This is a genomic window from Roseivivax jejudonensis, assembly GCF_900172265.1.
In the GTDB taxonomy this organism is placed as follows: domain Bacteria; phylum Pseudomonadota; class Alphaproteobacteria; order Rhodobacterales; family Rhodobacteraceae; genus Roseivivax; species Roseivivax jejudonensis.
Genome location: NZ_FWFK01000007.1, coordinates 190,472 through 216,553, shown reverse-complemented (window position 1 = coordinate 216,553; position 26,082 = coordinate 190,472). Strand labels below are relative to the sequence as shown.

The following is a 26,082-nucleotide window of genomic DNA, read 5'->3' as shown; positions in this document are numbered from 1 at the left end:
TTCTTCGCTCGAAAATCGAGACCCAAGTCTTTCTGGGCGCCACGAAGTGCCTGACCGCCGCGGGCCCAGCCCGCACGTCGAAACGACCATAGGAGTATGGTTACATGGCTTCACCGAAAGCCCTTCGCCGGGTCCTCGCGGACCTTACTGAAGACCTCGCGCGCGACGAGCTCGAGGATATCATGCGCGAGCTTCTCTCGCGCAAGCTGTCGAAGATTATCGACAGCACCAACGCCCTCGATGAAGAGGGTCTCGCCTGGCTCTTCGCACTCGCGGAGTTCCATGCGTCCAAATCGGCCGCACCCCGGATCGCCGAGCACGTCCTCCGTCCGGAGGAGACGACCAAGCTGGTCGCGCGCCTCAAGACCGAGGCCGCCAACCAGCGCGCCGCGAAAGCGGCCGCCAAGGCCGAGCGCGAAGCGGCCAAGGCGCAGAACGACGGCTGAGCTTTGCCTCAGCCGGAGGACGAGCAGGGCGCGGGGGATATCCTCCGCGCCTTGTTTTTTGAGCGATGCCCTGAGTTGTCTCCGAAGGCTATTCGTCAGCCGACAGCTCGCACCTCACGCGACGTGGGAGTAAGCGGCGGATGTGGTCTATGGGACAGTTGCGTTGAAAATCTACGCTGTCGACTGAGGCGCGCCGGAGGCGAGAAGCGGAGCGAAGTCATTTGGCGCGGCCGCTTTGCGGACATGCGACGGGTAGCAATTCCCGAGCCCCTTTGAGACGCGGTGCGTCGCGCGGGCCTGGTCGTTCGTCAGCAGATAGAAGGTCGGAGAAAGCGTCCGCAGATCGAGTTCCACAAAAAGAAAGAAGTCTGCGTCACCTTTTGTGTCCATGTCGACCGGCCAGCGCGAGATCTCGGTTGCCCGCAGAAGGAACTGGCGGGTCTTCACTTCGATCGAGAGCGCGGTCCCTTCTACCACGGCAATCAGGTCATGCCCTGGCGCTCCTTCTGGACTGGCGTAGGCCGCGATCCCTAAGGAATTCAGCTTGGCGAGCGCGAGAACCTCGCCGAGATTTCCGGCCTGCTGGTGAGAGAGCTTCTTCATTTTCGGGAACTCGTTGTGAGTATCGATTTCATGCGCTTGTGAGGCAAGAGCGGCGAGCCGCGCAAGATCCATAAGTCGCCTACCGAACTGCTGTTCAAGAGTTGTCAGTAGTTGATCGTCGCCAGCGCGACCCCGGCGCGCTCGCGGCGGCCATCAAGGGCTAGCCTTTCATACAAGGAAGGCGGAGAGCGGTCATGCGAGCAAAACGTAAGTACTGCTCCTAGCTGAGCGATGCCAGACCTTCGTCGCGACATCCAATTTGGTCCTGGTCACCGTCGATCGAACCGGGACGCTCCTTCCTGACGCATTTTGCCTTCGAACAAGCTTTGTTGACTAATCCGATGATTTTGTTTCACATCGTCGGCATTAGGAGCCTACAGCAGGGCAGTCGTCGTAGTAGGATAAATGTGTCAAAGGCGAACTCAGTTCACGGGGCGGCCCAATCAGCGGCCGGATATCTATACCAAGCCCGGCTCGCGCTCGCCGAGTCCTTGCGCTACGCATATTCTGACTCCAGCGTCGAAGTTTTTGTTGAACGATTGGATGATGTCTCGTTCGAAAGAGACGGCGCTCCGCTCGAACTCCTTCAAACCAAGCACCACCTGAAAAAGGCGGGCGACCTAAGCGATGGCAGTGTCGATCTGTGGAAGACATTGCGGGTTTGGGCGGACGCTGTCGGCGACGATCCTTCGCTTCCAGGCCGCACTCGCTTTGTGTTGATAACTACAGCTAAGGCGCCCGACGGTTCTGCCGCCGCTCACTTGCGGCCCGCCGGAGCTGGGTCGACAGCACGTGACCCCGCTGTTGCTGATGAACTGCTGATGGCGGCTGCAGACGCATCTAAAAACCAGAGCCTTCAGAAAGCGATTGAAGCGTTCAAGGGGCTTAGTCCGGCAATTCGGCATGAACTTGTTTCGGCAGTCGAGGTTCTTGATAGTGCGGCGCAGATTTCTGATCTTGAAGTGACCATCGAAGAACGTCTGAAAATGATGGCGCCGCGCGGCAAAGCTGCGCTCGCGCGTGAGCAGCTTGAAGGGTGGTGGTGGCCACGCATTTGCAGAGCGCTGCAATCGGCGACGCCGGGAGCAATCTCCGTGCTCGAAGTGGAGCAGAAGCTTGATGACATCCGCGACGGATTGAAACGCGATGCGCTGCCGCTCGACATGGAGCACTTCGTACCTTCGGCCGCGGAGCTGGAATCACTCGACCAGATGCGCTTCGTAAAGCAACTGCAAAGCGTTGGTATAGGCGGGTCACGGCTCGAATATGCCAAGCGCGACTTCTACCGCGCCTCCACGCAGCGCTCGCGGTGGGTGCGAGATAGCTTGTTGTTTGATGACGAAGTCGGGCGCTTTGAGCAGCTTCTGATCGAGGAATGGCAGCCGCGATTTGCGCAGATGTGCGATGGATTGACAGACGGGTGCGATGCTGCCGCGCTTCGGAACTCCGGCCAGAAGCTCTACGGCTGGGTTGAAACCGACGCGCGTTTTCCGATTCGTTCCCAGATAGCACGCTTTCTAACCGTCGGTTCTTACCAAATCCTTGCCGATGATCTTCGCGTGGGTTGGCACCGGGACTTCGAGTCTCTGCACGCCGTGGTCGAAGAGGAGCCCGCCGATGTCTGACACGCGCTGGTCTCTTGTCTGGGACGAGCGGCCAGCCGAAGAGGCGCGCAATCTCAACCCCGCATTCTGCGCCGAACTCATCGCAAGAACGGTTGCGGAATACCATAAGGCTCGAAAGACACCGCTCAGCATTGCGACTGCTTTTCTGGTTTTGCCGCTCACGCTGTATAAGCCCACACGGAACGCACTTCCCGGTCGAGCCAACACCGCCTTTGCTGCTTGGATCGCAACCAATAATCCGCTGCTGGCCGAACTGCCGGGACGAGTCAATCGTCTACGACCTGTAAGCCGCGAAGCGCTTATTTTCTCGATCCGCTACGGGATCAACGCACTGAACGGCGGTGGTCTTGTGCCCGGTGCCAAGCCGATCAAGCTCACCGCACGTTCGTCCCCTACAACCGACGACGTGAATGATGCCCGCGCCACTGCCGCACTGCTTGGTCGGTGGTTTGGTGCACAGCCAAGAGAAAGCGCAATCCTTCAGGGGTTTGGGGTGGCACCATGACATTCCAAATACGAGCCATCTCGATCTACTCCCACGAAGGCGAACGCCGCGATGTTAAGTTCAATCTTGGTGCGCTTAACATTGTTACGGGCGCATCCAAGACCGGGAAATCTGCGCTGCTCGATATCGTTGACTATTGCTGGGGACGCAGCGAATGCACAGTTGCCGAGGGTGAAATCCGGCGCAGTGTAAGCTGGTTTGCCGTTCATCTAGACAATCGGGGCGAAGGTATCCTGCTCGCCCGGAAAAATCCTGGGCCGGCGGGAAAGAGTAGCGATGAGATTTACTTCGCCAGGGGCATCGAAGAGCTACCCCCCGACCCAAGTGATTTCCAAAAAAACATTACTCCGGACGGACTCAAATTCCAACTTTCTGCAATTCTTGGTATTTCCGAAAATATCCATATTCCCGATGCCGGAGCTACACGACAGCCTCTTGAAGCTTCTTCACGCCATGCAATCATCTTCTGTCTTCAAGCACAGGACGAGATAGCAAACCGGCGACTGCTGTTTCATAGACAGGGTGAGTCATCTTGGGTCCAGCAAGCCATAAGGGATTCGATGCCCTTTTTTTTGGGCGCGGTCGACGAAGAGCATTTCCTTGCTCTAAAGCGCCATCAGGATGCAAGAACGCGCCTGCGCCGATTGGAACGCGAATTTGCAGATATCCAGTCTATCGCGCAGGGCGCGACGGGCGCGGCGCGCTCGCTATATCAGGAAGCCCGCCGGGTTGGGCTAACGCCAGCGGGTCCGGAACCCGATGAATCCGAAGCTGTATTGGCGCTTCTCCGTGAGGCAGCCGTGCCCCAGCCAATCCATTTTTCAACCGTCGATGATCCCGAAGCGGACCTTGCAGCGCTCGATGATCGCCGTCGCTCCTTGCTCGGGCAGTTGCAAGACTTGCGGGAGGAAATCTCTGACGTTCAGCGCCTTAGCCGAGAGGTAGGCGAATTTGAAACCGAAGCACGAGAGCAAGAGGCACGTTTGTCTTCAATTGGTCTCATATCAGGTAAGGGCGGCGAAGACAGCTACTGTCCGCTTTGCGACAGCCATCTCGATATTCCGGTTCCCACGGTAGAAGATATTCGTTCTTCGCTGGTGCAGTTGCAGACCCAGCTGAGGTCTGTCCGCCGAGATGCACCGCGTTTAATGGAACGGCTTGCAGGTCTGGAAGGCCAACGGGCCGAACTTTCGGACCAATTGCGTACCGTACAGACCGACATCGGCAAGCGCATCGAAGACAACGAGCGCCTTCGAATCGAACAGAACCAATTCGCAGAGCAGGCGCGCGTGGCCGGCCGGATCGCCTACTATCTTGAGAACTCCACGGCGGCTGCGCCGAACAGTGATCTGCCGCGCAAGATCGACCAGCTCCGCGCAGAGATCCACGAGCTGCAACGCGCGATCGACGACGACGCGGCGCAAGAACGGCTTTTGACCGCCCTCAACATTGTCGGCCGCGATCTCACCAAGTTCGCGTCAACGTTGAATCTCGAACATGGCGAGAACCCGCTGCGGCTGGATCTCAAGCATCTGACGGTCGTTGCAGACACCGACGACGGGCCGCTTTCGCTTTCCCAGATGGGCAGCGGAGAAAATTGGGTCGGCTATCACGTTGCCGCGCATCTCAGTCTGCACAGCCTTTTCCGCCGCAGGCGTAGGCCCGTTCCAGGATTCCTTATGCTGGACCAGCCGTCCCAGGCGCATTACCCGCCGGAGCGCGATCGGGATGGCAAGATCGACGGGCTTGGTGACGAGGATCAGGCTGCCGTGCATGAGCTCTACTGCCTTCTTCGAGATTACAGTGAAGCTGTTCCGCAAATGCAACTCATCGTCACAGACCATGTCGAACTCCTCGACGAATGGTTTCGGTCGGCGATCATCGAGCGATGGCGGGATGGAATTGCGCTTGTGCCATTTTATTGGCTGCGCGCTTAGAGAAGTGTATCAGGCCTCTATAGATTTCCGGCGAGGGAACGCACACCCAAGTCTGGTGTTATTGGGCGAATGCCAAGTTCATGATGGAATTGCCCCGTATGCAGTAGACGCCCTCTCCGCCAATTTTGGGGCAAAGAGGCCATGATGCGCGACAGCAATCGGTCGCTTCGAGTTCGCTTCGCACCTTCGCCGCTTTTGGCTGGTAAGTCGCCATTCGGCGAGAACTGACTTCGGCTGTTGCCTCGCGTGCAATCACCGCTTGGGAAGTGCCCTCGCTCCCGTCCCCTCCGCCGAAGTCCCCCGCTCGCGGAGCGGATTGCATCTCCGGCCCGCGCATGCTTCTGGCAGCGTATGAGCCCCGATCTTCTCACCGCGCTCGCGACCTTCGCGCTCGTCACGGTCATCACGCCGGGACCGAACAACTTCATGCTGATGGCGTCGGGGGCGAATTTCGGGGTCGCGCGGACCGTGCCGCACATGGCCGGGATCGCGCTGGGGTTTCCGGCGATGACCTTCCTCGTCGGGCTCGGGGTCATGCGCGTGTTCGACCTATGGCCGCCGGCCTACGCGATCCTGCGCATCGTCTCGGCGCTCTACCTTCTCTATCTCGCCTGGAAGATCGCGACGGCGGCACCGCGGACGGAGAGCGCCGCGCGCGGGCGGCCGCTGACATTTCTCGAGGCCGCGGGCTTCCAATGGGTCAATCCCAAGGCGTGGTCGATGGGTCTGTCGGCGATCACGCTCTACGCGCCCGGGCGCGATCTCGGCGCGGTGGCCTGGGTCGCGGGGATCTACGTCCTCGTGTCGCTGATCTCGACCAGCGCCTGGACGATCCTCGGAACCGGGATCGGCCGGATCCTCGGCGACGCGCGGCGGCTGCGGATCTTCAACGTCGTCATGGCGATCCTGCTGGTGGCCACGCTGGTGCCGGTGTTCCTCGCCTGAGCGGGGGCGGTCGGCGCGCCGCCGGTTGCATCCGGGCCCAGCCTTCGCCATATCGGGCGCGATATTCCGGAGCCCCAGATGCACTATCTCGACTTCGAAAAGCCGCTCGCCGAGATCGAAGGCAAGGCGGAAGAGCTGCGCGCCATGGCGGCGGCGAACGCGGAGGTCGATATCGGCGACGAGGCCGCGGCGCTCGACCGCAAGGCCGAGACGATGCTGCGCGATCTCTACGCCAAGCTGACGCCGTGGCGGAAATGCCAGGTCGCGCGCCATCCCGAACGGCCGCATTGCCGCGACTACATCGCGGCGCTGTTTACCGAGTACACGCCGCTCGCCGGCGACCGCGCCTTCGGCGACGATCATGCGGTCATGGGGGGGCTCGCGCGGTTCAACGACCGCGCGGTGATGGTGATCGGCCACGAGAAGGGCCACGACACGAGCTCGCGGCTCACCCACAATTTCGGCATGGCCCGGCCCGAGGGCTACCGCAAGGCGATCCGGCTGATGGAGATGGCAGACCGCTTCGGCCTGCCCGTTGTCACGCTCGTCGACACGCCCGGCGCGTATCCCGGCAAGGGCGCGGAGGAGCGCGGCCAGTCCGAAGCGATCGCGCGCTCGACCGAAACCTGCCTTCAGATCGGCGTGCCGCTGGTGTCCATCGTGATCGGCGAAGGCGGATCGGGCGGTGCGGTGGCCTTCGCCACCGCCAACCGCGTCGCGATGCTCGAACACTCGGTCTATTCGGTGATCTCGCCCGAAGGCTGCGCCTCGATCCTGTGGAAGGATTCGGAGAAGATGCGCGAAGCCGCCGAGGCGCTGCGCCTGACGGCGCAGGATCTGCACAAGCTCGGCGTGATCGACCGGATCATTCCCGAACCGCTGGGCGGCGCGCACCGCGACCCCGAAAGCATGATGGCGAGCGTCGCGGCGACCCTGGCGGCGATGCTCGGTCAGCTCGAGGACGTCTCGCGCACCGACATCGTGCGGCAACGCCGCGAGAAGTTCCTCAAGATGGGCGCGAAGGGCCTCGCGGCCTGACGCCGAGGCGAAGGCCGCCGGATCACGGTCGCCGCTTCTGGCGCGCTCGGCCCGCGCGCGACCTTGGCGCGATCACGCGACCAGCATCTTGAGGCCCTGCGTGACGTCCGAACGCACGGCGAGGCGCAGGCCCGGCTCGTCCCCGGCCTTGAGCGCGGCGATGATCAGCCGGTGGAAATGCGGCGCCTCGGAGCGGCGCAACCGGCTGTAGAGCGACCGCATCGTCGGGCCGAGTTGCAGCCAGACCGTCTCGGCCATCGCCAGCATCGCCGGCGCCTGCGCCCGCAGGTAGAGCGTGCGGTGGAATTCCAGGTTGCCCCGGATGTAGCCCACGGCGTCGCGGTTCTGGACCACTTCGGAGATCGCGCCGTTGATCGTCTGCAGCCGGTCGATCAGCGCCATGTGCGCGCGGGGCAGCGCCCGGCTGGCAAGCTCGACCTCGATGAGCGCACGCAGGGCGGCCAGTTCCTCGATCCGTTCGGGCGTCAGTTCCGGCGTCGCAACCCGGCCCGAGGCCGACATCGACAGCGCGCCCTCGGCGACGAGGCGCTGCACCGCCTCGCGCGCGGGCGTCATCGACACGTCGAACTCGCGCCCGATGCCGCGCAGGGTCAGCGGCTCGCCCGGCGCGATCTGGCCGAACATGATGCGCGACCGCAGCCCGCGGTAGACCCGGTCATGCGCCGAGGGCGCGGGCTCGGCGGCCCGCGGTCCGAAGATCGGCGAAGAGCGCGACGGAGACAGCATGCCGCGATGTGATCACAAAATGCGGCGCCGTCAATCCTGTGTCGTCTCGAAGCGGTAGCGATGCAGGCCGCCGCCCTCGCGGCGCAGCCAGTCGCGCTGCGCGCGCCAGCCCGGGCAGAGCCGGTCGACCACGGCCCAGAAGTCGGGCGAATGGTTCATCTCGGCGAGATGCGCGACCTCGTGCGCGGCGACATAGTCGAGCACCTCGGGCGGCGCGAGGATCAGCCGCCACGAATACATCAGCGCGCCGGCCGACGAGCACGAGCCCCAGCGCGAACGCGTGTCGCGCAGCGTGATGCGGTCGTAGCGGCGGCCGAGCGCCGCGGCGTGCCGGTCGGATGCCGCGGCCAGCCGCGTGCGCGCACGCTCGCGCAGCCAGGCGCGGAGCCGCGCGCCGGAGGTGGCAGGATCGCCCGGAACCGCGAGCCGCCCGTCCTCGATCCGCACGCCCCGCCCGGCCCCGGACACGATCTCGTGCGGGGCGCCCTCGAGCGGCAGGATGGCGCCGGGGCCCACCGGGACCTCGGGTGCCCGGTCCGACAGGTGACGCCGCAGCCAGCCCTCCTTTTCGCGCAGGAAGGCGATGCCCTCGGCCTCCGGCACCCGCCGCGGCAACGTCAGGGTCACCCGCCCGTCGATGCCCGACAGGCGCAGCGAAATCCGCCGCGCGGCGGCGGAGCGGCGCAGATCGACCGAGATCGGCGGGTTGCCGGGCAAGGCGATGCGTCCCATGTCGGAGGCTCCTGTCGCTTGGCGTCTCTCGGGCGCGGGCGGCGGGCCGTTGACGGCCCTCGCGCGTTATGGCAGGGGGCCGTGATCTACCGCAAGAGCCACGATATTCGGGAAAGGACCTCCCATGCCGAAGGAAGAATGGGGTGTCAAACGTGTCTGCCCCACGACCGGCAAGCGCTTCTACGACCTGAACCAGAACCCGGTGATCAGCCCCTACACGGGCGAGGTCGTCGAGGTCGAGACCGGCAAGCGCAGCATGATCGCCGCGGACGCCGAGGACGGCGCGAGCCGCAAGTCGAAGAAGGCCGCGACCGAGAAAGAGTCGGACAACGAGACCGAAGAGGACGTCGAGGTCGAACTCGATGACGACGATGTTCTCGAGGACGATGACGACGACGACAACGTGTCGCTCGACGAGATCGCGGACGTCTCCGACGAAGGCGACGACTGACGGTCCGAGGTGCCGGGAACGGGCCGGATTTTCCGCTTGATCCCGTCCCGGCCCTTGGATAGACGACGCTCCACGGCGCCGGCGGCGCCGTCACATTCGGGGCCTTAGCTCAGCTGGGAGAGCGCCTGCATGGCATGCAGGAGGTCAGGGGTTCGATCCCCCTAGGCTCCACCAAAACCCCCACGACACATCCACGACCCGCCCTGCCCGAGGGCCGATCCGGCCGCCCGGCGTCATGCCTTGGGACGCAGGCGCATCGCCGCCTCGGCGTTCCGGGCGAGCGCGGTGCGCAGGTCCGCGACGGACGGGCCGGCGGCGAGGATGGCGCGCGAGGCGGTCGGGATGACGCGGGCCTCGGCGCCGACAAAGATCCGTGCCATGTCCTCGAGCGTGCCGCCCTGCGCGCCGAGGCCCGGGACAAGGAACAGCGCGCTCGGCATCGCCGCGACGGTGCGCGTCGCCTCGGCCCCGAGCGTCGCGCCGATCACCGCGCCGACCGGTCCGGTGGCCCCGGGCGCAAGGCGGGCGTTCTCCGCCTCGATCTCGGCGGCGAGACGGTCGGCCACCGCGACGTCGCCCGACAGGGCCGATTGCAGCGCCGCGCCCTCGGGATTGGACGAGCGCACGACGACGAAGGCCGCGCTGCCGGTGTCCGCCGCGCGGTCGAACACCGGAGAGAGCGCGCCCAGCCCGAGATAGGCGGTCAGCGTCACCGCATCCGCGTCGAAGCCGCCCCGCCCCAGCCACGCCGCGCCGTAGCCGGCGGACGACGTGCCGATATCGCCACGCTTGGCGTCGGCGATCACCAGAAGGCCGCGGTTGCGCGCGCCGGCGATCAGCCGCGCGAGCTCCGCCATGCCGGCCGGTCCGAACGCCTCGTAGAAGGCGACCTGCGGCTTCAGCAGGCCGACATGGCCGGCCTCGACCGCCTCCAGCACGATCGACACGAAATCGGCGAGCCCGGTCGCGTCCGCGGGCAGGCCCCAGTCCCGCAACACCGCCGGCGAGGGATCGGCGCCGAAGCAGAAGGCGGAGCGCCGGTCGGCGATGTCGGCGAAGCGGGCTGCGAACGGGCGGGAAACGTCGGTCATGGCGGCTCTCGGGCTGTCGGCGTGTCGGATGCGCCAGAGCGCCATAGCGGCGCGCGCGCCTGCCGCGCAAGGCACGAAAAAGGGGCGCCCCGGCGGGACGCCCCTCGTGTCATGGCATCGTGGCTGCCGATCAGGTCGGCATGTCGGCGCGGTTGCCGAGCTCGACGGTGAAACTTTCGGTTTCGCCACGGCGCAGCACCTCGATCTCGACCTCGGCGCCCGGACGCTCGATGGCGATGGCGCGGGTCAGGTCGCGCGGGCCGCCCATCGTGTCGCCGTTGACCGACATGACGATGTCGCCGTCCTGGAGCCCGGCGGCGGCCGCGGGCGTATCGTTCTGCACGCTCTCGATCATCACGCCGGTGTCGTCGTCGAAGCCGAGCGCGCGCGCCACGTCCTCGGACACGGGTGCGATGCGGACGCCGAGCCAGCCACGCTCGACCTCGCCGTCATCGGTCAGGTCGGTGACGACCTCGGCAGCGATCTCGGACGGGACGGAGAAGCCGATGCCGACAGAGCCGCCGGTGGGCGAGATGATCGCGGTGTTCACGCCCACGACCTCGCCAGCCTCGTTGAAGAGCGGGCCGCCCGAGTTGCCGCGGTTGATCGCCGCGTCGGTCTGGATGAAGTCGTCGAACGGGCCGGCGTTGATGTCGCGGCCGAGCGCCGAGACGATGCCCGTTGTCACGGTGTTGCCGAGGCCGAACGGGTTGCCGATGGCGATGACGTTCTGCCCGACGCGCAGCGTGGTCGAGTCGCCGAATTCGACGAAGTCCAGATCCGTGGCGTCGATCTCGAGCACGGCGAGATCGGTCGCTTCGTCGAGGCCGATCACCTCGGCGTCGAACTCGCGCCCGTCCTCGAGGGTCACGGTCACCTCGTCGGCGTCCGACACGACGTGCGCGTTGGTGACGATGGTGCCGTCCGCGGAGATCGCGAAGCCGGTGCCGGTGCCCTGCATCTGGCGGTCTGGCATGCCGCGGGGGGGCATCTGGCCGTGACCCTCGGGCATGCCGAAGCGGCGCATGAACTCCTCCCACGGGAAGTCGCCCTGCGGCATCTCGCGTTCGAACTGCGCGTTCTGGCGGGTCTTGGTCACCTCGATCGTCACCACGGCGGGCGACAGCTCGGCGACGAGATCGACGTAGTCGTTGCCCGGCTGCGGGGCGGATTGCGCCTCGGCGGGGCCCTGGCCGAGCGTGGTGACGCCGCCGGCGGCGATCATCGTGGCAATGGCGAGGGCCGACACGGTGCGGCGGGGTGTGATGGTCATCGGTGTCCTGCTCCAATCGGGTCTCTCGCGGCACAGGAGGACGGCCGATCGGCCGCGGTGCCCTCCCGCCGCATGACAATGGGGGCCGGCAGCGGGCGATGGGTGCCCGGCGCCGGATGGGACAAAGGTCGGTCCGCCGGATTACCGGGACATCGGCCAGACGATTACATATTCGTAAGGTTGGTCACGGCGGGCGGAGGGCGGCATTCCGCGCTTGAAATCACGGCGCCGCGACCCCCACTTACGCGGTCGTGAGCCGACGAGAGGCACGAACCGCATGAAACTGCTTGTCGTGGAGGACGATCCGACCACCGCGGACTTCATCGTGCGCGGCCTGACCGAGGAAGGTCATGCCGTGGACGCGCTGGAGTCGGGCAAGGACGCGCTCGCGCAGGCGATGTCGCAGGGCTACGACGTGATCGTGGTCGACCGGATGCTGCCCGATCTCGACGGGCTGAGCCTCGTGAAGGCGCTGCGCGCGGCCAAGGTGCCGACGCCCGCGCTGTTCCTGACGGCGATGGGCACCACCGAGGACCGGATCGAGGGCTTGCGTGCGGGCGGTGACGACTACCTCGCCAAGCCCTTCGCGTTCGGCGAGCTTTCGGCGCGGATCGCCGCGCTCGCGCGGCGGCTGCCCCTGTCGGACGAGACCGAGACGGTGCTGCGGGCCGGCGACCTCGAGATGGACCTTGTCCGCCGGACGGTGACGCGCGGCGGCCAGACGATCGACCTGCTGCCTCGCGAGTTCGCGTTGCTCGAGCACCTGCTGCGCCGCAAGGGTCGGGTGCAGACCCGGACCATGCTTCTCGAAGCGGTGTGGAACCTGCATTTCGATCCCCAGACCAACGTCGTCGAGACGCATATCTCTCGGCTTCGGGCGAAGGTGGACCGGCCCTTCGAGCGCGATCTCATCGTCACCGTGCGCGGCGCGGGCTACCGGATCGACGGATGAGGGCCGGACGCGTCCTGTCCTCGACCCCGGTCCGTCTGGCGTTGTTCCTCGTGGCCCTGTTCACGCTCGTGAACGGCGCGACGCTCGGCGGGGCTTACCTGCAGCTCGCAGCCACCACCAAGGCGCAGATCCGACAGAGCGTATCGGCCGAGATGGCCGGGCTCGACGTGACGGCGACGCCTGCGGCGCTCGCCACGCTGGTGGGCGCCCGTGCGCGCGCCGCCGAGCCGCGCAACCGGGTCTACGTGTTCCTGGGCGACGACGGGCGACGCGCCGGCAATGCCGACGCGGTGATGCGCGGCGGCCAGCCCCGGCTGGTCGCGCTCGGGCCGAACCGGCCCCTGTCGGACGCGGGCTATGTCCGCGAGGTGCGCCGGCTGTCCTCCGGCGTGCTGATCGTCGCAGAGAGCCTTGCGCCCCTCGACGCGCTGCGGCGCACGTTCCTTGCACTGCTTGTTCTCAGCCTCGTGCCGACGACGCTGCTGTCGCTCGGGATCGGGACGTTGGTCGCGCGGCGGTCCGCGCGCCGGGTCACGCGGATCGAGCGGACGCTGGCCGAGATCGCGGGAGGCGACCTGACCGCGCGCTACGACCCGTCGGACCGCGCGGGCGACGACCTCGCGCGGATCGGACAGGGCGTGAACCGGATGGCGGCGCGGCAGGAAGCGGCGACGGACGCGCTGCGGCAGGTCTCGGCCGATATCGCGCACGACCTGCGCACACCGTTGCAGCGGATCTCGGTTCTGCTCGAGGATCTACGGGCCGATCTGCCCGAGGAAACGCGCGCCGCCGATCTCGCGCGGCGGGCCGAAAGCGAGGCGGCGCGCGCGACCGCGGTGTTCCGCGCGCTGCTGCAGATCGCGCAGATCGAGGGTGGCAGCCCGGCGCAGGGGTTCGGCCCGGTCGACCTGAGCGCGCTCGCCGCGGAGATGGTGGAGCTTTACGACCCGGCGGCCGAGGAGGCCGGCATCGCGCTGTCGGTCGCGTTGCCGGAGCGGCCGGTCACCGTGACCGGGGACCGCGACCTGATTGCGCAGGCGCTGGCGAACCTTCTGGAGAACGCCCTGCGCCACGCCGGCCGCGATGCGCACGTGACCGTGACGGTGGGGGCGGATCGCACGCTGTCGGTGGCCGATACCGGCCCCGGCATTCCGGAGGCCGAGCGCGAGAACGTCCTGCGCCGTCTCTACCGGCTGGAACGAAGCCGCACGACGCCGGGCAATGGGCTGGGTCTGTCACTGGTCACGGCCATCGCGCAGTTGCACGGCGCCCCGCCGGAGCTGTCCGATGCGGGGCCGGGCCTGCGGGTGACGCTGCGCTTTCCGGATGGCTGAGCGCGCCGGGCGCCGGCGCCCGGCCCGGCCGGGTCACTGCATCCGCCCGGCACCATGCTTGAGGATGACCGGCACGATCAGGTCCTCCTCGTCGACGAGGTGGCGGTCGAGCAGCGAGTCGAAGGCGAGGAGCTGCTCGCGGAACGGGCCGACCTCGCTCTTGCCGCCGATCACGTCGTTGGCGCCGGAGGCGAACCGGTCGAGAAGGCCGTCCATCGCCTCGTGATCGCGATCGAGAAGGGTGAAACCGCGGATGAGCGTCGGCTCGAGCCCGCTCAACGCGGGAAAGTAGTGATGATCCTCGATCTGGTGATGGCCGTGAAGTTCGTTCACCAGCATCGTGCCGTAGCGGGCGAGCCGGGCGCGCTGTGCCTCGGGGGGCATCTTGCCGTCGATCGTCGCCTCTGCGTCCTCGCGCAGCAGCGTGCCGAGCTTGCGGAACATCAGGTGACGGTCGAGCCAGAACCGCACCAGCCCCTCGAACTCGGGATGGGTTTCCCACGTCGGGCGGGGATAGCTTTCGAGCAGCGTGCGCAGCGCGTCCGGCAATCCGGAGCGGCGCTCGAGCGTCAGATCGTCGTCCATGTCGTACCTCCGCGCTGAGTAGGTGCAGCGGAGCGGACCGGGATCAAGACTCAGAACACCGCCGCGACATCATACATCACCGGCTCGAACCGATGGCAGAGATCGGAGAACCGGCGATTGCGCTCGCGCATCTCCTCGGAGCGCAGCATCTCCATGAAATCCTCGCGCCGGCGCCACTGCGAGTAGTTTGCGATCCGGGTCTGCGCGTCGTTGACGTGCAGGCCGGCCGCGACGAAGCCGGGCTGTTTCGAGATGAAGCTGGCATAGGCGTCCTGCAGCGCATCCATGAGATCCTGGCACATGCCTGGGCTGGTCTCGAAGGTGGTCAGGACGATCTGGACCTCGCTCGGATGGACGATGTTCGGCATGGGGCGCGCTCCTCTTTCGCCGGGTCAGTCTGACACGCTGCGGCCGGTGCGCCAATCGTCGCGGCCCCGCCGCGCGGGGCCGGCCCCTTTCCTGACATCTTTCCGGGGTATGGTCGAAATATTCACACCATTCGGCGCAGGCTCGGCCACGCGCCCGTTTTCAAGGACGATTTCGCCATGACCCGACGCATGTTCACCATTTTCGCCGCCGCGCTTCTGTGCCTTCTGCCGCTCGTCGGCGTCGCGCTCGGCGGGGACGACACCGCGCAGCGCACCGTTCAGGCCGGGCGGCCGTAAAGCGCGCCCCAGCGCCGGATGAGCGCCATCTGGAACTTCTTGGCGCGCGTGTTGTAGGTGCGCGCGCCCTGCGGGCGATCGCGATCCTCTCGCGGGATGGTGGCGCGGTGGTCCAGATCGCCGGAGAAGATCGCGAAGGCCAGTTCGCTACCGTCCGGGCAGTCGATGTAGCCGGCCAACCCGGACACGAAGTTGAGCGTGCCCGTCTTGGCGTGGACGTCGAGCGGGTGCCCGTCGACCACGCGCCGCGCCTCGTCGCGGATCGGTATCGGCTTCAGAAGCGGCTTCAGCTCCATCCGGCGGCGCAGCGCGACGAGCGCGCGGCACATGTCCGCCGCGGCGATGCGGCTCCCGTCGCCCAGCCCGGAGTGATCAATGAGAGCGACGTCCCCGAGGCCGAGCGCCTCGCGGGCCCACGCGTTCATCATCCCGGCCGACTCGGCGAGCGTGGCGGGCATCTCGCCCCGGGCGACGCTGGCGGCGCAGCCGACGGCCTCGGCGGTGAGGTTGGTGGAGTATTTCAGCATGTCGCGCAGGATCGTCTCGAGCGGTTGGCTCTCGCGCTCGGCCAGCGGTTCTGTGGTGGCCGGCAGCGCGTCGATCAGTTCGGGCGCCTTCAGCCGGATCCCGGCGCTGCCCGCGACGGACTGGAACACCTCGCCGCCGTAGAGCGCCGCGCGCCGGACCGGCAGCCAGCGGGCGCCGCCATTGCCCAGCGCGGCCTTCGCCACGGTCCAGTCGTCGCGGTCGCCGGCGTCGGTGTAGGTATAGACCGGGGTGCGGCGCGCGACGACGACCATGCGCGCCATCGACACCGGCGGGCGCAGCGACCCGGAGCGACCGTCCATCGTGATCTGGTAGCTCTCGCCGGTGCGGCGCCACTCGAAGTGGACGCGGTTGAAATTCACGTTCAGTCCCGAGACCGACGGGTTGTAGCCCACGTGGTCAGGCTGGCCGGGATCGATCTGCGACACCTGCGGCAGCGCGCCGCCCCAGACGAGGAACCGGCCGCGAACCGATTGCACGCCGGCCGCGCGCAGGTCGTCGGCCAGCGCCGCGAGCCCGTCGGTGTCGAGCGTCGGATCGCCGCCGCCCGCGAGGATCAGGTCACCGTCGAGCGTGCCCTCGGCATCGACCGGGCCGGTGGCGAGGCAGCGCGTGACGAAGCGGTGGTCGTCGCCCAGATGCTCGAGCGCGTAGGCCGCCGTCAGCGCCTTGGCGACCGAGGCCGGCGGCAGGCCCGTCGCGGCGTTGCGCTCCTCCAGCGCGGCGCCGGTATCGACGCTGCCGACGGAAAAGCCGAAGCGGCCCGGCAGACCGGCATCGCGCACGATGTCGTCGAGGCTCTCGATCGAGCGCTTCCAGAGATCGTCGCCCCGGGCGACGGGGCGCAGCGAGGTTTCGGGCGCCCGCGCCAGTGCGGGACCGGCGGCGACCGATGCGGAGAGCGCGGCAAGAAAGCGGCGGCGGGAGAGCTCGAGCGACATGCGTCGGAGTTAACCCGAGGAACCCGACCCCGGCAAGCGGGCGCGCAGCCCCACGCACGGCCACGTCTGCGTGAGCGGCCGAAGCGCGCTCAGGCCGACCAGCCGCCGCCGGCGCGGATCGCCGAAGAGCTCGCGTCGCTCATCGGCAGGTTGACGAAGCACCAGGCCGGCGCGTCGCAGAGCGGCAGAAGCTGCGACGCCGCCTCCGACAGCCGTGCGCCGGCATAGACCCGCGCCGCGACGGAGGTCTGCGCCGACATGCGATCGCCCGGCCGGGCCATCACGCCGACCGGCACCTGATCCATGATTGCGCGCCAATTGTCCCAGCGATGAAGCTGGCGCAGGTTGTCGGCGCCCATCAGCCAGACGAAGCGCACCTCGGAATGGCGTCCGCGCAGCCGGGCCAGCGTCTGCGCGGTGTAGCGCGTGCCGAGGCGCGCCTCGGCATCCGACACGATGACGCGCGGGTGGCGCATCACGCGGCGCGCCTGCGCCATGCGTTCGGCGAGCGGCGCGGGCCCGTGCGCCTTGAGCGGATTGCCCGGCGATACGAGCCACACCACCCGGTCGAGGCCGAAGCGCTTGAGCGCCTCGCGGGTGATGTGGGCGTGCCCGCGGTGCGCCGGATCGAACGATCCGCCCAGCAGCCCGACGCGCGCCCCGCGCGGCAGCGTCAGTCCGGTGATCCGGTCGGTCTCTGCCATCGGGCCTCGCTCCTGCCGCTCCGGGCGCGTCTCGCGGCCCCAGAAACACCGCCCGGGCCCCGAGCGCAACGCCGTCATGCGGCTTTGACTTGTGTCGTGCACGATCCAACTCGTCGTCTACCCGGTTCCACGACAGAGGAGACAGTGATGGACCGCCGCCAGTTTCTCGCCACCGCGCCGCTCGCCGGCCTCGCCGCCACGGGCGCTTCCGTGCCCGCCTTCGCCCAGTCCGGAAGCGCCGCCACCGGCCAGGTGCCCGCGGTGCAGCGCGTCGCCATCGGCGACGTCACCGTGACCTGCCTCAACGACGGCAGCCTGCATATCGGGCCCGACGCGCTCATCGGCATCGACGCCGCCGGCTACGAAGAGCTGATGCGAGAGCATTTCCGCGACCCCGAGACCTTCCCCTCCGCGGTCAACGCCTTCGCGATCCAGAGCGGCGACGAGACGATCCTCGTCGATGCCGGCACCGCCGACGCGATGGGCCCGAGCCTCGGCAAGCTGCCGCAGAACCTGTCGGCCGCGGGGATCGACCCGGCGTCGGTCACCAAGCTTCTGGCCACGCACCTGCATCCCGATCACGTCGCCGGCGCGCTGTCGGACGGCGGCGCGATGTTTCCGAACGCGGAGCTCGTCGTGCACGAGACCGAGCGCGATTTCTGGTCCGACGAGGGCAACTTCTCCGGCGCCGGCGAGATGGTGCAGAACTTCGCGGCCCTCGCACGGAACGTCCTGTCGGCCTACGGCGACCGGATCGTCACCTTCTCGGGCGAGGAGGAGGTCGCACCTGGCGTGACGTCGATGCCCCTGCCCGGCCACACGCCCGGGCATTCCGGCTTCATGGTCGCATCGGGCGACAGCCAGCTGCTGATATGGGCCGATATCGTGCACGTCACGCCGATCCAGTTCGCGCGGCCCGACGTCGCCATCGGCTTCGACGCCGACCCCGAACAGGCGGTCGCGACGCGCCAGCAGATCCTCGACCGCGTCGTCGCCGACCGGATGACGGTCGCCGGCTCGCATATCGGCTTTCCGGGCGTCGTCAACGTCGCGGCCGAGGGCGACGGCTACCGCATGGTCCCGGCCGAGTGGACCTACACGCTCTGATCGTCGAACGCCTCGACCGGATCGCCGACCGCGATCCGGCCGGGGCGCAGCACTTCGGCGCACCAGCCGCCATGGCCGCGGACCGCAGAGTAGCCGCCGGGGCCGAAGGCCTGCTCCATCCGCGAGCAGGGCGCACAGATCACCGTCAGCCGAAGCTCCACCGTGCCGATGCGGATGATACGCCGTTTCAGCGCGGCGAGGTTGATGCCCGACACCACGAGATTGCGGCGCAACGCCTCCGGCGCCACCGGGCCGCGCCCGAGAAACGCCCCGATCGCGGCGAGGTGCTCGGCCTGCATCAGCGTGACGGCCCGTCGCCCCGGACGGCCGTGATCGCCGGTGAGGCCGCCGTCGCCGACCTCCGCGCGGTCCGCCGGCACCGGGGCGGCGCGCCGCGCGGGCCGCAGCCCGATCCAGTCGAGGCGCCCGGACTGCGCCACGCGCGCCTGCATCTCGCCGAGCGCACTCATCCCTCGTGCGCCGCCTCGAGCCCCAGGGCCGCGAAGCGCGGCACGAAGGACCCGAGCCGCAGACCCTTGTCGGGGTTCGAGGCATTGCCGTCGAGCGCGCGCTTCTTCACGCCCTGCAGGATCGCGCCCATGCGGAAAAACGCGAAGGCGAGGTGGAAATTGAAGTCCGCCGGCACGTCGATCCCGCGCCGCGCGCAGTATGCCGCCACGAAATCCGCATCCGAGGGCAGGCCCAGCGCGGCACGGTCGACACCGGCCAGCCCCCGGCCTTCGGGGCCCGGCGGCAGACGCCACTGCATGATCACCGCGGCCAGATCGGCGAGCGGGTGGCCGAGCGTCGACAGCTCCCAGTCCAGCACCGCCCGGCACAGGGTGCCCTCGGAGGCGAACAGCAGGTTGTCGATCCGGTAGTCGCCGTGCACCAGCGTGCGCTGGCCGTCGTCCTCCGGCAGGTGCGCCTCCAGCCAGGCGATCAGCCGGTCCATGTCGTCGATCGCCTCGGTCTCGCTCGCGCGGTACTGTTTCGTCCAGCGGCCGAGCTGGCGCGCGTAGTAGTCGCCCGGCGGGCCGAAATCGCCGAGCCCGACCGCGTCCACGTCGACGGCATGGATCTCGGCCAGCACGCGCCCCATCTCGACGATCACCTCGGCGCGTTCCCGCGGCACCGAGCGCGGCATCGACGGCTCGTCGATCACGCGCCCCGACACGTGCTCCATCACGAAGAACATCGCGCCGAGAACGCTCTCGTCCTCGCAGAGCGCGTGGACGCGCGGCACCGGCACGGGCGTGTCGGCCAGAGCGCGCATCACGCGAAACTCGCGGTCGACCGCGTGCGCGGACTTCAGCAGCGGACCGTGCGGCTTGCGCCGCAACACGTAGGCCCCGGACGCCGCGTTCAGCCGGTAGGTCGGGTTCGACTGCCCGCTGTCGAACTTCGTCGCGCCGAGCGGTCCCGAGAACCCGGGCACGTTGCGCTCCATCCAGCGGCGCACGCGATCGAGTTCGTCGCGCTCCATCGCTCAGTCCCCGGCGCCGCGCTGCGCCTTCAGCTCGGCGCGCGCCACCTGGCGGCGGTGCACCGCGTCCGGCCCGTCGGCGAACCGCAGCGTGCGCACATGGGTCCACATCCGTGCCAGCTCGAAATCCTGGCTGATGCCCGACCCGCCATGCATCTGGATCGCCTCGTCGATGACCCGCCCCGCCATCAGCGGCGCCACCACCTTGATCTGGCTGATCCACGGCGCCGCCGCCCGCGTGCCTTCGGTGTCCATCACCCAGGCCGCCTTGAGGCACAGCAGCCGCGCCATCTCGATCTCCATCCGGGCGTTGGCGACGATGTCGTAGTTCGCGCCCAGCTCCGCCAGCGGCTTGCCGAAGGCGGTCCGCTCCGTCCCGCGGCGGCACATCAGCGCCAGCGCCTTCTCGGCCTGCCCGATCGCGCGCATGCAATGATGGATCCGGCCGGGGCCGAGCCGGCCCTGCGCCACCTCGAAGCCGCGGCCCTCCCCGAGGATGACGTTCTCCGCCGGCACCCGGACATCGGTGAAGCGCAGGTGCATGTGCCCGTGCGGGGCGTCGTCGGCGCCGAACACCGTCATCGGCCGCACGACCTCGATCCCCGGCATGTCGGCATCGAGCGCGAACATCGTGTGCCGGGCGTGCTTGTCCGCCTCCGGATCGGTGCAGGCCAGCAGGATGTAGACCGCGCAGCGCGGATCGCCGGCGCCCGAGATCCAGTGCTTCTCGCCGTTCAGCACGAAGCCGTCGCCGTCGCGCCGGGCCGCGAAGGCGAGCTGCGCGGCGTCCGACGACGCCACCCCCGGCTCGCTCATCACGTAGGCCGAGCGGATCTCGCCCGCGAGCAGCGGCGCGAGCCAGCGCGCCTTCATCCACTCCGCGCCGTAGCGCTCCAGAACTTCCATGTTGCCGGTGTCCGGGGCATTGCAGTTGAACACCTCCGCCGCCAGCGGCACCTTGCCCATCTCCTCGGCGAGGTAGGCGTAGTCCACCGTGGTCAGCCCCCCGCCACGCGCGCTGTCGGTGAGCCAGAGATTCCAGAGCCCGCGGGCCTTCGCCTCGGCCTTCAGCCCGTCGATGATCTCGCGCTGGCGATCGGTCAGCCGGAACCGGTCGCCCGACGGGTGCCGGCCCACCTCGGCATGGTACTCGGCGTCGAGGGGCGCGATCTCGTCGGCGATCATCGCGCGCACCGCCGCGACGAGCGGGCGCACCCGCGCGCTCATGCCCAGATCCATCGCCGCGCCGCTGTCGTTCATGCCGTCCATTCCGGTCCTTTCCGGCGAGGGAATGGCCGCGCCGCCCCGCCATCCGCGGGCGTCGCCGGTCCCGGCCGGGCGCGCGCCCCCGCTTCTTCTTGGTCCAAATACTCCGGCCCGGCCGGTTGCGCCCGGCGCACGGCCGGGGCGGCGCGTCTAGCCTGCATCGGGCAGAGCGTGATCGGCGAAGCGCGCGCGCAGCGTCAACTTCGACACCTTCCCGGTCGCCGTCAACGGCAGGTCCTCGACCAGCACCATGTCGTCGGGCAGCTGCCATTTCGCCACATGCGCGCGCATCGCCTCGTGCAGCGCGTCGAGCGTCGGCGGGTCCGAGGCGTCCTTCGGCACTACGACCAGCAGCGGGCGCTCGTCCCATTTGGGGTGCGGCACCGCGATCACCGCGCAGGCGGCCACCTGGGGATGCGCGACGGCGATATTCTCCAGATCGATCGAGCTGATCCATTCGCCGCCCGACTTGATCAGGTCCTTGGTCCGGTCCTGGATCGTCAGGAATCCGTCGGGATCGATCGAGGCCACGTCGCCGGTGCCGAACCAGCCCTCGGCGTCGATCGCCGCGTCGCTCGCCTCGGCGTTGGCGAAGTAGCCCGACACGACCGTGTTGCCCCGCACGAAGAGCTCTCCGGCCGCCTCGCCGTCATGGGGCAGCCGGTTGCCGGCCTCGTCGACGATCTTCAGCGCGACGCCGAAGATCCGGCGTCCCTGCTTGGCCTTGAGCGCCATCTGCTCCTCGAAGGGCAGCTCGCGCATCGGCGCGGACAACAGCCCGTGCGTGCCGACCGGGCTCATCTCGGTCATCCCCCAGGCGTGGATCACCTCGATCCCGGCGCTCTCGAAGCCCTCGATCATCGAGCGCGGCGCGGCAGAGCCGCCGACGACCACCTGGCCGAAGCCCTCGGGCGGGCGGCCGCGTTTCTCGATCTCCGCGGTCAGCCCGAACCAGACCGTCGGCACGCCCCAGGCCGAGGTGACCTTCTCGGCCTCCATCAGGTCCCACAGCGACGCCCCGTCGAGATTGGGCCCCGGCATGACCAGCGACGCACCGGCGAGCGGCGCGGCGTAGGGCAGCCCCCACGCGTTCACGTGAAAGAGCGGCACCACCGGCAGGATTCGCCCGCCCTCGCACAGCGACTTGGCCAGCGCGACGGTCACGCTCATCGCGTGCAGGACGGTCGAGCGGTGGGTGTAGAGCGCGCCCTTGGGATTGCCGGTGGTCCCGGAGGTGTAGCAGAGCGCCGCGGCGGTCTCCTCGGGCAGCGAGGGCCAGTCGTAGTCCGGCGCCGCGGCCGCCAGCAGGTCCTCGTAGCACATCAGCTCGAGCGGGCTGTCGGGCATATGGGCGCGGTCCGTCATCACCACGAGGCGCAGACCGGCCGGCAGGTGATCGGCAAGCGTCTCGACCAGCGGCACGAAGGTCAGGTCGACGAACAGGAGGCGGTCCTCGGCGTGGCCGATGATGTAGAGCATCTGCTCGGCCGAGAGACGCGGATTGATCGTGTGGCAGACCGCGCCCATGCCGGAGACGCCGTAGTAGAGCTCGACATGCCGGTGACCGTTCCATGCGAGCGTGGCGACGCGGTCGCCCTCGGCGATGCCGAGACGGGACAGCGCATGCGCCAGTTGCCCGGCGCGCGCGTAGAGCTCGGCATAGCTTTCGCGGTGAACGTCGCCCTCGACCCGCGCCGACACCACCTCGGCGCCCGGATGGGCCCCGGCGGCGTAGCGCAGGATCTCGAGGATCGACAGCGGTTCGTGCATCATCATGCCGTGCATCGGGCCCTCCCTTGCCTTCCGCAACTCGCGTCTCCAGATGCAGCTTGGGCGGCAGCCGCGCTGCGGCGCAACCGCAAATCCTGCTGACCCAACGGAATTTTCCCGCACGGAAGGACAGATCATGGCCGACCAGCTTCGCCGCATCACGCTTGCCCGGCGCCCCTCGGGCGACCCGGTGCCAGAGGATTTCGCGCTCGAAACAGGCGACTTGCCGAACCCCGGCGCGGGCGAGGTGCTCGTCGCGGTCGAGCATTTCTCACTCGATCCCTACATGCGCGGACGCATGGACGATGCGCGGAGCTATGCCGATCCGGTGCCGATCGGCGGCACGATGACCGCGCAGGGCGTGGGCCGCGTGGTCGCGTCGAACGCCGACGGGCTGTCGGAGGGCGACCGCGTGACCGGCATGACCGGCTGGGCGAGTCACGCGGTGCTCAAGGCATCCGAGGCGCGCCGGATCGACGACGGCGTCCCGCCCACGTCGGTTCTGGGCGTGCTCGGGATGCCGGGCTTCACCGGCTGGTACGGGCTGAACGATCTGGGCCGCCCGAAGGCCGGCGAAACGCTGGTCGTGGCGGCAGCGACCGGCCCCGTCGGGTCGATGGTCGGGCAGCTGGCCAAGGCCGCCGGGCTGCGCACGGTCGCCATCGCCGGCGGCGCGGACAAGTGCGCGCTGGCGCGCGACGCGTTCGGCTTCGACGCCGCGATCGACCACCGCGCCCATGATGACGCGCGGTCGCTGCGCGCCGCCATCGCCGAGGCGGCGCCGGACGGCGTGGACATCTACTTCGAGAATGTCGGCGGCAAGGTGCTGGAGGCGGTGGTGCCGCTGATGAACACCTTCGGGCGGATCCCGGTCTGCGGCATGGTCGCGTGGTACGGTGGCGTCGAGGAGTCCGAGGACCGCCTGCCGATGCTCTGGCGGTCGGTGCTGGTGAAGCGGATGTCCGTCAGCGGCTTCATCATCGCCGATCACTGGGATCGCTTCGACGCCTTCCTGTCGGACGTGGCCCCGCGCGTCGCCAAGGGCGAGATCGACTGGCGCGAGGACGTGGCCGAAGGGCTCGACCATGCGCCCGAAACCTTCATCCGGATGCTGAAGGGCGGCAACACCGGCAAGCAGATCATGAAGATCTGACCGTCTTTCGACGGGCCCGGGCGTGCGGCGACTCAGGCCCGGCGCCACGTGCCGGGCGCGATGCCGTCGAGCGTCCAGTCGCCCACCGACCAGCGCACCAGTCGCAGGCACGGCAGGCCCACATGCGCGCACATGCGCCGGACCTGCCGATTGCGGCCCTCGGTCAGTTCGATCTCGAGCCAGGCGTCCGGCACCGACTTGCGATAGCGCACCGGCGGGTCGCGCGGCCAGAGCGCGGGCGGCGCGATCGCACGTGCCCCCGCCGGACGCGTCGGCCCGTCCCTGAGCGTCACGCCGGCCCGCAGGGCGGCCAGTTGCGCCTCTTCCGGCGTGCCCTCGACCTGCACGAGGTAGCGCTTCGGCGCCTTGAATTTCGGGCTGGCGATGCGCGCCTGCAGCCGGCCGTCATCGGTCAGGACGAGCAGACCCTCGCTGTCTCGGTCCAGCCGTCCGGCCGGATAGACGCCCTTCACGTCGACGAAGGCCGAGAGGGTCGGGCGGGGCGAGCCCTCGGTTCCGCGATCGGTGAACTGCGACAGCACCCCGAACGGCTTGTTGAAGAGGATCGTCGTCATGCCCGGCGCGCCGCAAAGAAATCGCGCAGGAGCGCCTCTGCCTCGGTAGCCGCGATCCCGTCGTAGAGCTCGGGGGCGTGGTGGCATTGCGGCTGCGCGAACACGCGGGCGCCCTGCAGGACGCCGCCCGATTTCGGATCCGCGGCCCCCCAGTAGAGCCGCGCGATCCGCGCGAACGAAATGGCCGCGGCGCACATCGCGCAGGGCTCCAGCGTGACGTAGAGATCGTGTCCGGCAAGCCGCTCCGACCCGGCCGCGGCACAGGCCGCCCGGAGTGCCAGGATCTCGGCATGGGCGGTCGGATCGGCCAGTTCGCGTGTGCGGTTGCCCGCCGCGGCGACGACCGCGCCTGTCGGCGCGACGACGACGGCGCCGACCGGCACCTCGCCCCGATCGGCGGCGGCCCGGGCCTCGGCCAGCGCGCGCTCCATGTGGCTGCGGAATGTCATGATCCGCGTTCTAGCGGCTGCGCGCGACGGAAAACAGCCGCGCGGCCCCCTTCCGCCCGATCGGCGGGCGCGCTAGAGCGGCGCCATGGCTGCAGAGACTCCCCCCGGCGACCGCATCGCCAAGGTCATCGCCCGCGCCGGTGTCGCCTCGCGGCGCGACGCCGAGCGCATGATCGAGGCCGGCCGCGTGAGCGTGAACGGCAAGCGGATCGAGTCCCCGGCGCTGAACGTGACGGCGGCCGACCGGATCACCGTGGACGGCAAGCCCCTCGGCGCGGCCGAGGCGCCGCGCCTTTGGCTCTACCACAAGCCGCCGGGCCTCGTGACGACGACGCGCGACGAGCAGGGCCGGCCCACGATCTTTGACGAGCTGCCGGCGGACCTGCCTCGGGTGATGACGGTCGGCCGGCTCGACCTCAATTCCGAGGGGCTGCTGCTGCTGACCAACGATGGCGGCATCAAGCGCAAGCTCGAGCTGCCGGCGACCGGCTGGCTGCGCAAGTATCGCGTCCGGGTGAACGGCCAGCCCGACGACGCCACCTTCGCGCCGCTGCGCGACGGGCTCGAGGTCGACGGCCAGCGCTTTCAGCCGATGATCGTGACGCTCGACCGCCAGCAGGGTGCGAACGCGTGGGTCACCGTGGGCCTTCGCGAGGGCAAGAACCGCGAGGTCCGCCGCGCGATGGCCGATCTCGGGCTGAAGGTCAGCCGCCTGATCCGCGTCTCCTACGGGCCGTTCCAGCTGGGCCAGATGGCGCGCGGCGCGGTCGAGGAAGTGCGGCCGCGCGTGCTGCGCGACCAGCTCGGCCTGCCTGCGGAGGCCCCCGGGGACAAGACCGGCGGAGCCCCGCCGAAACGTCGCAAAATAAGGCGCAGACGTTAACTGTACGCCAATATTTCCCGGTTTTGACCCGTCGCACGCCGCGATTTCGCCCGGTTTGGGCGGGATCACGGGAGCATGCTCGTCACTGTCATTGCTGCCCTTCTCATGTGCCTGTCTGTCGTCCTCGTGGCGGTGAACCTGCGCATGCTCGCCACCGACACCGCCCGCACGTTGCGGGACGGCGCCCGGCGCCTGAGCCGCGGCGGCCGTCTCGCCTCCAATCTCGCCTTCGGCTGCCTTTGGCTTCTGATCTTCGCGCTGAGTTACGGATGA

At 68.5% G+C, this 26,082-nt stretch carries 28 protein-coding genes and 1 tRNA gene; 14 read left to right on the top strand and 15 right to left on the bottom strand.

Going from position 1 to position 26,082, the window contains the following annotated elements; translation table 11 throughout:
- Positions 1-104 precede the first annotated feature (104 nt).
- The gene (locus tag ROJ8625_RS17820; RefSeq protein ID WP_085793268.1) at positions 105-446 is read left to right on the top strand and encodes a hypothetical protein; all 342 of its coding nucleotides are present in this window, start codon (positions 105-107) and stop codon (positions 444-446) included.
- A gap of 171 nt (positions 447-617) precedes the next feature.
- Here the strand turns inward: ROJ8625_RS17820 and ROJ8625_RS17815 are convergent, their stop codons facing one another.
- Positions 618-1,121 carry a hypothetical protein gene (locus ROJ8625_RS17815; RefSeq protein WP_143535169.1) on the bottom strand — a complete coding sequence of 168 codons (504 nt, stop codon included), beginning with the start codon at positions 1,119-1,121 and terminating at the stop codon, positions 618-620.
- A gap of 335 nt (positions 1,122-1,456) precedes the next feature.
- On the opposite strand from ROJ8625_RS17815, the gene ROJ8625_RS17810 reads away from it, so the two are divergent.
- The 5 genes from ROJ8625_RS17810 (at position 1,457) to ROJ8625_RS17790 (ending at position 7,099) form a co-directional block, all read left to right on the top strand.
- Positions 1,457-2,674: an ABC-three component system protein gene (locus ROJ8625_RS17810; RefSeq protein ID WP_085793341.1), complete on the top strand. Its 1,218-nt coding sequence runs from the start codon at positions 1,457-1,459 to the stop codon at positions 2,672-2,674.
- Entirely contained in the window at positions 2,667-3,179 is a 513-nt protein-coding gene (locus ROJ8625_RS17805) for a three component ABC system middle component (RefSeq protein ID WP_085793266.1), read from the top strand. Before ROJ8625_RS17810 ends, ROJ8625_RS17805 begins: the two co-directional genes overlap by 8 nt.
- Complete coding sequence (locus ROJ8625_RS17800; protein ID WP_085793265.1) at positions 3,176-5,116, top strand: DUF3732 domain-containing protein; 1,941 nt, start codon at positions 3,176-3,178, stop codon at positions 5,114-5,116. Before ROJ8625_RS17805 ends, ROJ8625_RS17800 begins: the two co-directional genes overlap by 4 nt.
- Positions 5,117-5,467: 351 nt before the next feature.
- Positions 5,468-6,061 carry a LysE family translocator gene (locus ROJ8625_RS17795; RefSeq protein ID WP_085793264.1) on the top strand — a complete coding sequence of 198 codons (594 nt, stop codon included), beginning with the start codon at positions 5,468-5,470 and terminating at the stop codon, positions 6,059-6,061.
- 78 nt (positions 6,062-6,139) lie between these two features.
- Positions 6,140-7,099, top strand: coding sequence for an acetyl-CoA carboxylase carboxyltransferase subunit alpha (locus tag ROJ8625_RS17790; RefSeq protein ID WP_085793263.1), 960 nt, complete (start codon positions 6,140-6,142; stop codon positions 7,097-7,099).
- 72 nt (positions 7,100-7,171) lie between these two features.
- Here the strand turns inward: ROJ8625_RS17790 and ROJ8625_RS17785 are convergent, their stop codons facing one another.
- Together ROJ8625_RS17785 and ROJ8625_RS17780 are read right to left on the bottom strand one after the other, a co-directional pair.
- On the bottom strand, positions 7,172-7,846 hold the full coding sequence (locus ROJ8625_RS17785; protein ID WP_085793262.1) for a GntR family transcriptional regulator: 675 nt from the start codon (positions 7,844-7,846) through the stop codon (positions 7,172-7,174).
- A gap of 30 nt (positions 7,847-7,876) precedes the next feature.
- Entirely contained in the window at positions 7,877-8,578 is a 702-nt protein-coding gene (locus tag ROJ8625_RS17780) for a M48 family metallopeptidase (RefSeq protein WP_085793261.1), read from the bottom strand.
- A gap of 124 nt (positions 8,579-8,702) precedes the next feature.
- Here ROJ8625_RS17780 and ROJ8625_RS17775 point away from each other — a divergent pair, with 124 nt between their 5' ends.
- A complete protein-coding gene (locus ROJ8625_RS17775) occupies positions 8,703-9,029 on the top strand; it encodes a TIGR02300 family protein (protein WP_085793260.1) in 327 nt (108 codons plus the stop codon).
- Positions 9,030-9,127: 98 nt separating this feature from the next.
- Positions 9,128-9,203: transfer RNA gene (locus tag ROJ8625_RS17770), tRNA-Ala, on the top strand.
- Between the two features lie 59 nt (positions 9,204-9,262).
- Here ROJ8625_RS17770 and pyrF read toward each other — a convergent pair.
- Both pyrF and ROJ8625_RS17760 read right to left on the bottom strand, forming a co-directional pair.
- Positions 9,263-10,120 carry an orotidine-5'-phosphate decarboxylase gene (gene pyrF / locus ROJ8625_RS17765; RefSeq protein WP_143535168.1) on the bottom strand — a complete coding sequence of 286 codons (858 nt, stop codon included), beginning with the start codon at positions 10,118-10,120 and terminating at the stop codon, positions 9,263-9,265.
- A gap of 130 nt (positions 10,121-10,250) precedes the next feature.
- Positions 10,251-11,393, bottom strand: coding sequence for a S1C family serine protease (locus ROJ8625_RS17760; protein WP_085793258.1), 1,143 nt, complete (start codon positions 11,391-11,393; stop codon positions 10,251-10,253).
- 277 nt (positions 11,394-11,670) lie between these two features.
- On the opposite strand from ROJ8625_RS17760, the gene ROJ8625_RS17755 reads away from it, so the two are divergent.
- Positions 11,671-12,345, top strand: a complete 675-nt coding sequence (locus ROJ8625_RS17755; RefSeq protein ID WP_085793257.1) for a response regulator — start codon at positions 11,671-11,673, stop codon at positions 12,343-12,345.
- Entirely contained in the window at positions 12,342-13,679 is a 1,338-nt protein-coding gene (locus ROJ8625_RS17750; protein WP_085793256.1) for a sensor histidine kinase, read from the top strand. The genes ROJ8625_RS17755 and ROJ8625_RS17750 overlap by 4 nt, the downstream gene beginning before the upstream one ends.
- Before the next feature lie 33 nt (positions 13,680-13,712).
- On the opposite strand, the gene ROJ8625_RS17745 is transcribed toward ROJ8625_RS17750, so the two are convergent.
- From ROJ8625_RS17745 to ROJ8625_RS17730, 4 genes are all read right to left on the bottom strand, one after another.
- Positions 13,713-14,264: a hemerythrin domain-containing protein gene (locus ROJ8625_RS17745; RefSeq protein WP_085793255.1), complete on the bottom strand. Its 552-nt coding sequence runs from the start codon at positions 14,262-14,264 to the stop codon at positions 13,713-13,715.
- Between the two features lie 50 nt (positions 14,265-14,314).
- The gene (locus tag ROJ8625_RS17740; protein WP_085793254.1) at positions 14,315-14,632 is read right to left on the bottom strand and encodes an antibiotic biosynthesis monooxygenase family protein; all 318 of its coding nucleotides are present in this window, start codon (positions 14,630-14,632) and stop codon (positions 14,315-14,317) included.
- Positions 14,633-14,910: 278 nt separating this feature from the next.
- Entirely contained in the window at positions 14,911-16,416 is a 1,506-nt protein-coding gene (gene dacB / locus ROJ8625_RS17735; protein ID WP_085793253.1) for a D-alanyl-D-alanine carboxypeptidase/D-alanyl-D-alanine endopeptidase, read from the bottom strand.
- Positions 16,417-16,505: 89 nt separating this feature from the next.
- On the bottom strand, positions 16,506-17,120 hold the full coding sequence (locus tag ROJ8625_RS17730; protein WP_085793252.1) for a nicotinate-nucleotide adenylyltransferase: 615 nt from the start codon (positions 17,118-17,120) through the stop codon (positions 16,506-16,508).
- Positions 17,121-17,267: 147 nt separating this feature from the next.
- Here ROJ8625_RS17730 and ROJ8625_RS17725 point away from each other — a divergent pair, with 147 nt between their 5' ends.
- Complete coding sequence (locus ROJ8625_RS17725; RefSeq protein WP_085793251.1) at positions 17,268-18,227, top strand: MBL fold metallo-hydrolase; 960 nt, start codon at positions 17,268-17,270, stop codon at positions 18,225-18,227.
- On the opposite strand, the gene ROJ8625_RS17720 is transcribed toward ROJ8625_RS17725, so the two are convergent.
- The 4 genes from ROJ8625_RS17720 to ROJ8625_RS17705 form a co-directional block, all read right to left on the bottom strand.
- Positions 18,215-18,697, bottom strand: a complete 483-nt coding sequence (locus ROJ8625_RS17720) for an MOSC domain-containing protein (RefSeq protein ID WP_085793250.1) — start codon at positions 18,695-18,697, stop codon at positions 18,215-18,217. The genes ROJ8625_RS17725 and ROJ8625_RS17720 overlap by 13 nt on opposite strands.
- Complete coding sequence (locus ROJ8625_RS17715) at positions 18,694-19,713, bottom strand: phosphotransferase family protein (RefSeq protein ID WP_085793249.1); 1,020 nt, start codon at positions 19,711-19,713, stop codon at positions 18,694-18,696. Before ROJ8625_RS17715 ends, ROJ8625_RS17720 begins: the two co-directional genes overlap by 4 nt.
- 3 nt (positions 19,714-19,716) lie before the next feature.
- Positions 19,717-20,952, bottom strand: coding sequence for an acyl-CoA dehydrogenase family protein (locus ROJ8625_RS17710; RefSeq protein ID WP_085793340.1), 1,236 nt, complete (start codon positions 20,950-20,952; stop codon positions 19,717-19,719).
- A 177-nt stretch (positions 20,953-21,129) separates the two neighbouring features.
- The gene (locus tag ROJ8625_RS17705) at positions 21,130-22,764 is read right to left on the bottom strand and encodes a long-chain fatty acid--CoA ligase (protein ID WP_085793248.1); all 1,635 of its coding nucleotides are present in this window, start codon (positions 22,762-22,764) and stop codon (positions 21,130-21,132) included.
- Positions 22,765-22,885: 121 nt separating this feature from the next.
- Here ROJ8625_RS17705 and ROJ8625_RS17700 point away from each other — a divergent pair, with 121 nt between their 5' ends.
- The gene (locus tag ROJ8625_RS17700; protein WP_085793247.1) at positions 22,886-23,902 is read left to right on the top strand and encodes an NADP-dependent oxidoreductase; all 1,017 of its coding nucleotides are present in this window, start codon (positions 22,886-22,888) and stop codon (positions 23,900-23,902) included.
- Between the two features lie 32 nt (positions 23,903-23,934).
- Here the strand turns inward: ROJ8625_RS17700 and ROJ8625_RS17695 are convergent, their stop codons facing one another.
- Both ROJ8625_RS17695 and ROJ8625_RS17690 read right to left on the bottom strand, forming a co-directional pair.
- Positions 23,935-24,477, bottom strand: coding sequence for a pseudouridine synthase (locus tag ROJ8625_RS17695; protein WP_200813335.1), 543 nt, complete (start codon positions 24,475-24,477; stop codon positions 23,935-23,937).
- Entirely contained in the window at positions 24,474-24,926 is a 453-nt protein-coding gene (locus tag ROJ8625_RS17690; RefSeq protein WP_085793245.1) for a nucleoside deaminase, read from the bottom strand. The genes ROJ8625_RS17695 and ROJ8625_RS17690 overlap by 4 nt, the downstream gene beginning before the upstream one ends.
- An 85-nt stretch (positions 24,927-25,011) precedes the next feature.
- On the opposite strand from ROJ8625_RS17690, the gene ROJ8625_RS17685 reads away from it, so the two are divergent.
- Positions 25,012-25,809 (top strand): pseudouridine synthase, encoded by a 798-nt coding sequence (locus ROJ8625_RS17685; RefSeq protein WP_085793244.1) that lies wholly within the window; start codon positions 25,012-25,014, stop codon positions 25,807-25,809.
- A 75-nt stretch (positions 25,810-25,884) separates the two neighbouring features.
- Entirely contained in the window at positions 25,885-26,082 is a 198-nt protein-coding gene (locus tag ROJ8625_RS17680; RefSeq protein WP_085793243.1) for a hypothetical protein, read from the top strand.